The sequence below is a fragment of the Thermodesulfovibrio sp. genome (genome assembly GCF_049969575.1).
Taxonomy (GTDB): domain Bacteria; phylum Nitrospirota; class Thermodesulfovibrionia; order Thermodesulfovibrionales; family Thermodesulfovibrionaceae; genus Thermodesulfovibrio; species Thermodesulfovibrio obliviosus.
This window is the reverse complement of sequence record NZ_JBMFOO010000003.1, coordinates 107611-113887: the sequence shown is the minus strand read 5'-3', so window position 1 is coordinate 113887 and position 6277 is coordinate 107611. Positions and strand designations below refer to the sequence as shown.

Here is a 6277-nt window from a genome sequence, read left to right as displayed (position 1 = left end):
TTTTAAAAATTTGACAGACTTGCAGGCAGAACTTATTGAAAATTATGCTGAAAAAATGCATGAATTAGAAAAAATAAACAATAAACTAATAGAGATTGACAGTAATTATGCTAAATGGAAAATTCATAGAGATAATTTTTACAGGAAAGAGATTGAGAAACTTGAAAAAAGAAATCAGGAATTAAAGGAATTTAAAAAATTCGTTGATTTTTATAGAGATTTTGAAAATCTAAAATCTGAAGAGCAGCAATTTATAATTCTTTACGAAAATGAAATGCAGGCATTGCTACAGAGTTTAAAATCAAAACAGCAGAGGCATAGTGAGATAAAAAATTTATCAAAAAAAATATACTTTCTGGTTCTCATAATAGCCTTATTAAGCATCATAGGAGGATTAACAAATAAAATATTTTACTCAGGAATTGCCCTATGTATTCCTCTACTTTTTTATCAACTCAAACTTTACAGTGAAAACAAAAAATTAAACAATGAAATAAAAGAATTGCAACTGAAAACTCAAAGACTTTCTGAGAATATAGACCAGTTGATTTCTAAATTTTTTATAAATGACAGACAGGAATTCTTCAATGTATTTAAGAAAATGAATATGCACAGGAAAGAAATCAAAGAATTTATAGAAAATGCGAAAAAAATTGAAGAATTCAAGAAAAATCTTCTTTCCAATGAGGAAATAAACTTTTATGAATCAAGAATTCTCACTGATGGGGAAATAAATTATGAAGATATTGAAAAATATGAACAGAAAAAAGAAGAACTACTCAGGGCTAAAGAGGATTTAAAAGACAAAATTCATCAACTTCAGAGGGATTATGAAAAAATTATTCAGTACAGAAAAGAAATTGAAGAGATAGATGAAAAGATAGAGACTTTAGCAAAGCGATTAGAAACTCTGGAAAGATTTAAGAAAGCCTTACAAAAATCTTTTGAAGTAATTGAAAATATTACAAAGAAACATCATGCAGTCTGGGCTGAAAAATTAAATATATCAGCTTCTGAGCTTTTAAGTAAAATAACAGGCAAAACAGTAAACATATCTTTTAACAAAGACCTTTCCTTTAATATAAAAGTGCCAGAAATTGAATATGCTTTATCGGAGAAAGAAATTGAAAGTAAACTCAGCGGAGGAATGGTGGAACAGATATACCTTACTGTGAGAGTCATTCTTGCTCAGGCTTTAAGTAACAATATAAAAATTCCTTTAATACTTGATGAGCCCTTCGCCCACTCAGATGATGAAAGATTTGTTAAGGGCATGAAATATTTAATCCAGGACATTGCAAAATCAAATCAGGTAATTATATTGAGCTGTCATCAAAATAGATTAAACCTTCTTAAGGAATTAGAAGGTGATTTTAAGCTTATTTCAGTCAGTACCGAAGCCTAAAACTTTACTAAATCTTTAATTTTATGTTAATTTTTAAAGTTAATCTTTTAGGAAAGGTGGTGAAAGGTATGGGAATTTCTCCAGAAAGAAAAAAAGAGATTATTGAAAGTTTTAAAATGCATCCAACTGATACAGGTTCACCTGAGGTACAAATTGCTATTATAACTGAAAGAATTAATTATTTAACTGAACACTTTAAAATTCACAAAAAAGACCATCATTCAAGAAGAGGTCTCATTAAATTAGTTGCACAAAGAAGAAAGCTTCTAAACTATCTCAAAAAGATTGACAGAGAAAGATATGATAAGCTCATTGAAAGACTTAATATTAGAAAATAATTGAAGGAAAAAGAGGGGACATGGAAGTAGAACTGGATATTAAAGGGAAAAAACTTATTTTACAGACAGGCGTTTTTGCAAAACAAACAAATGGCTCAGTTTTAGTAAAATATGGTGATACATATGTATTATGTACTATAGTTGCTGAAAAAACTCCTAATGAAGGAGTAGATTTTGTTCCACTAACCATTGACTATCAGGAAAAAGCCTATTCTGCAGGTAAAATTCCAGGAGGTTTTTTTAAAAGAGAAGGTAAACCAACGGATAGAGAAATTCTGGTTTCCCGTCTGATTGACAGGCCTATAAGGCCTCTTTTCCCTGAAGGATTTAATTATGAAACCCAGGGAATTGCCTCTGTTCTTTCTTATGGAGATGAAAACATTGCGGATATTCTAAGTATAATTGGAATTTCAGCTGCTTTGACTATATCTGATATTCCATTTAATGGACCTGTGGGAGCTGTGAGAGTTGGTCTAATTGGAGAAAAGTTTGTTTTAAATCCTGACAATGAAGAATCTGAAAAAAGCAGCCTCAATCTTGTGGTTGCAGGCACAGAAGAAGCTGTTACCATGGTTGAAGGTAGCGCTCAAGAGTGCTCTGAAGAAATTCTAATAGAAGCTTTAAAGTTTGCTCACACTCATATAAAAGAAACAATCGCTATCCAGAAAAAACTTGCTCTTTTAGCAGGAAAATCAAAAAGAGAAATTAAAGCCCAAGAAGATGAAAATCTCAAAGAAGCCATTTTAAATATCATTTCAGGAAAAATTGAAAATGCCTTATTTCTACAAAAAAAGCTTGAAAGACAGCAGGCGCTTGAGGAACTACTTAATGAATGCATACAAAATTTAAGTACAGAAGAGATAGATTTCCTCAAGATTAGTAGTGCCTTTGATAAAATAGTAAAAAAAATTATGCGCCAGAGAATTGTAAAAAAAGGACTGAGAGTGGATGGTAGAAAACCTGATGAAATAAGACCAATTACATGCATGGTGGGAATATTACCAAGAGTTCATGGTTCTGCTTTATTTACAAGAGGAGAAACACAGGCACTTGTTGCAACAACTCTTGGCACTTCAGAAGATGAACAAAAAGTTGATTCTCTTGAAGGAGAAATATTTAAAACATTTATGCTTCATTATAATTTCTTGCCATTCAGTGTAGGAGAAGTTAAGCCCTTACGAGCACCTGGAAGAAGAGAAATTGGTCATGGATATCTTGCAGAGAGAGCTCTACAGTATGTAATTCCTTCTAAGGACGAATTTCCATATACCATAAGAGTTGTATCAGACATTCTTGAATCAAATGGTTCATCCTCAATGGCAACTGTATGCGGAGCAAGTCTTTCTTTGATGGATGCAGGAGTTCCAATAAAAGCTCATGTAGCAGGGGTTGCGATGGGCCTCATTAAAGAGGACGATGAAGTTGTGATACTTACTGACATACTCGGGATGGAAGACCATTATGGTGATATGGATTTCAAAGTAGCAGGAACTGAAAAAGGTATAACAGCCTTTCAGATGGATGTGAAGATTCCTGGCATAGATTATGAAATATTTAAAAAAGCTTTAGGGCAGGCAAAGCATGCAAGATTATTTATTCTCGAAAAAATGTATGAAACCATCAGTCAGCCAAAAGAGCTTTCTCCATATGCTCCAAGAATATATAAAATACAGGTCAAACCTGAAAAAATTAGAGATATAATTGGCACAGGAGGAAGGGTAATTAAAAGCATTATAGAAGAAACAGGGGTAAAAATAGACATTGAAGATAAAGAGGGAATTATCAAAATTGCATCTTCCCAAGAAGCTTCAGCTCTACGAGCCATTGAGATCATTAAAGGAATTACTCAGGAAGCAGAACTGGGAAGAATTTACATGGGTAAAGTAACAAGAATAGCAGATTTTGGAGCTTTTGTTGAAATAATGCCAGGAGTTGAAGGATTACTACATATATCTCAAATTGCTGATAAAAGAATTCATAAAGTATCTGAAGTACTAAAAGTGGGAGATGAGATTCCTGTAAAAGTAATTGAAATTGACGAACTTGGAAGGGTTCGCCTGAGCAGAAAAGAGGCTTTAAGAGAAATTGAAGCCAGAACTATCGCAAAAAATTAATCTTGATGATTAAAAAAACCTATCTGTCCTCCAACATCCCTGTATTAATGAATGAAATGAAAGGCTACAGATCTTTTGTGCTTGGAGTATGGATAAAACATGGCTCCAGACATGAACCTTCTTCAAAAAATGGATTATCCCATTTCATAGAACATCTTTTCTTTCAAGGAACTCCAAAGAGGGATGCGCACAGAATATCTCTTGAAATTGATACTCTGGGAGGAGATATAAATGCCTTTACTTCAAGAGAGTTTACTTCAATTTATATAAAAGTTCTTGATACTTACATGCCTCAGGCAATAGAACTTATTGGAGATATTTATTCAAATCCCCTTTTTCCTGAGGAAGAAATAGAAAAAGAACGTTCTGTTATTCTTGACGAAATCCGAACAATAAATGATACACCAGATGAGCTTGTTCATGATCTTTTTATGGAAAACTCATTCCCAGATGGACTTGGACAACCTATTCTTGGCAGAGAGGAAGCAGTATTAACAATAACCAGAAAAGATATTGTTGACCGTTATAATGAGTTTTACGGAAACTCTATTATAAGCTGCGCAGGAAGTTTTGATGAAAAAAGATTAATTGAAAGCCTTGAGAAAAACATCAAACCCAGAATTTTTAAAAATGTCGTGATAAATAGTAATTCCCTTTTTTCTCCATGTATTAAAATCCATGAAAAAGACTTAAACGAAATCCATTTATGTATGGGAACAGAGACTTTCCCTTTCAACAGTCCTCACAGATATGCTTTAATTCTGCTTAACTGTATTGTTGGTGGAAGCGTCAGCTCAAGACTATTTCAGGAAATAAGAGAAAAAAGAGGCTGGGTTTATAATATCTATTCTTTTACTTCCTTTTATCATGATACAGGTTTATTTGGAGTTTATACTGCCTGTGAACCTAAAAAAATAAATAGAATAGTGGAAACAATCTTTAAAATATTAAAAAAAATTCCTGAAAACTTGAAAAAGGAAGAATTTAAAAGGGCAAAAACTCAGACAATATCGCAAATTATTTTTTCTCAGGAATCTCCAAGCTCAGTAATGCACAATTTAGCCTATCAGGAGCTATATTTTGGACAGTATTATACTCTTCAGCAGCAAATAAAGCAATTCGAATCAGTTACATTTAATGAAGTGAGGGATATGGCATCAATTTTAAAAGAAAAAGATTTTTCAATAACACTTCTTGGACCTGTTAGTGAGAAACTCGTTTTTGAAAAATAAAAATTTAAGGGCGGCATAAGCCGCCCTTTCTCTATGCTGCTTCTTCCTGCCTTATGGAAGCTTCCTCTCTCAATGATGCTTTTGCAAAAACCATTGCAGTTGCTCTGTAAACCATATGTGCCATCTTTGAGTGAGGTGCATATGCAAAAAGAACAAATACAAATACAAGATGAGCAATGTATGAGGCATATCCAAGAGTTTCTACATCAGCAAGTCTCAGAATTTCAGCAAGAAATCCTGTAACACCCACTCCAGCAATTATCGTAATAAGTAGCCAATCAAAATAGCTTCCGAGTCCCTGTTTTGCCGAATTTTTACTTCTGTTTACAATCACAAGGAACATTCCTATAATAAGCGCAATTCCACTTATATTTCCGATAATTTTCACAATGTTTGTCTGCGGATAGGGAGACTCCCATCTCAGCACCCATTCATAAAAAGCAGCTATACCAGTTGTTATAGCAAGTCCGATAAAGGCATAAAGAACAAGAATATGAGCTGTATATCTTCCTTTATTTACACCGCAGAGTTGAAATTTCTTATGAAGCAGTATGTCTTTTATGGTTTCCCATATGCATCCGTATATATCCTTGCGCTTAATCTCCGTTCCTTGTGCAAGGTCAAGCCAGTATCGCTTAACGCCATTGTAAAAGCAAATTATTGCAAAAGCTGCCAATGCCATAAAAGGAACATCAATCCATGGAACTGCAGGCAAAAAAGCCACATAGGACATCTCGCCATTCTCCCCTCTTGGAATCTCTGCTCCACTGAAGTAACCCAGAACTGCCATTTCACCGAGGAAGAAAAGCAATGGAATAAGGAATATGAGCAAAATATACTTAGGATCTGATACCCATTTTGCAAGAAACTTAGGTGGAGAATAGTTTTGTATCATGAGTTTTCTTACAGCACCTAAAACCTCGCCAGGTTTAGCTCCTCTTGGACAGTAGGCTGTGCAGTCACCACAATGATGACAAAGCCATATATCAGGATTCTGGAAAAGTTTTTCCTTAATCCCCCACTGAGCATAAAGCATCTCTTTTCTTGGAAAAGGTGCTTTATCAGGTGAGAGCGGGCATACAACAGTGCATGTCGAGCACTGATAACACTTTTTCAAAGATTCTCCGCCTGCTTTTATAATCTCTTTTGCAAACTGTAAATCTGGTTTTATTGTATCCATATCTTTCC

General features: G+C 34.0%; 5 protein-coding genes. 4 read left to right on the top strand and 1 reads right to left on the bottom strand.

The window, feature by feature from the left end:
- The 4 genes from ACP5O9_RS01870 to ACP5O9_RS01855 form a co-directional block, all read left to right on the top strand.
- A partial coding sequence (locus tag ACP5O9_RS01870) for an ATP-binding protein (RefSeq protein ID WP_428723334.1) occupies positions 1 to 1405 on the top strand: 1405 nt, incomplete at its 5' end.
- 68 nt (positions 1406 to 1473) lie between these two features.
- A complete protein-coding gene (gene rpsO / locus ACP5O9_RS01865) occupies positions 1474 to 1743 on the top strand; it encodes a 30S ribosomal protein S15 (RefSeq protein ID WP_353687073.1) in 270 nt (89 codons plus the stop codon).
- A gap of 20 nt (positions 1744 to 1763) precedes the next feature.
- Positions 1764 to 3857 (top strand): polyribonucleotide nucleotidyltransferase, encoded by a 2094-nt coding sequence (gene pnp, locus ACP5O9_RS01860; RefSeq protein WP_428723333.1) that lies wholly within the window; start codon positions 1764 to 1766, stop codon positions 3855 to 3857.
- 56 nt (positions 3858 to 3913) lie between these two features.
- Positions 3914 to 5089: a M16 family metallopeptidase gene (locus tag ACP5O9_RS01855; RefSeq protein ID WP_353686617.1), complete on the top strand. Its 1176-nt coding sequence runs from the start codon at positions 3914 to 3916 to the stop codon at positions 5087 to 5089.
- Positions 5090 to 5120: 31 nt separating this feature from the next.
- On the opposite strand, the gene qmoC is transcribed toward ACP5O9_RS01855, so the two are convergent.
- Positions 5121 to 6269, bottom strand: coding sequence for a quinone-interacting membrane-bound oxidoreductase complex subunit QmoC (qmoC, locus tag ACP5O9_RS01850; protein ID WP_428723332.1), 1149 nt, complete (start codon positions 6267 to 6269; stop codon positions 5121 to 5123).
- Between the last annotated feature and the right edge of the window lie 8 nt (positions 6270 to 6277).

Bases quoted from the DNA above. Each gene is read 5' to 3' on its own strand.
- qmoC (WP_428723332.1), bottom strand. From the start codon at position 6,269: ATGGATACAATAAAACCAGATTTACAGTTTGCAAAAGAGATTATAAAA.
- ACP5O9_RS01855 (WP_353686617.1), top strand. From the start codon at position 3,914: ATGAAAGGCTACAGATCTTTTGTGCTTGGAGTATGGATAAAACATGGC.
- rpsO (WP_353687073.1), top strand. From the start codon at position 1,474: ATGGGAATTTCTCCAGAAAGAAAAAAAGAGATTATTGAAAGTTTTAAA.
- pnp (WP_428723333.1), top strand. From the start codon at position 1,764: ATGGAAGTAGAACTGGATATTAAAGGGAAAAAACTTATTTTACAGACA.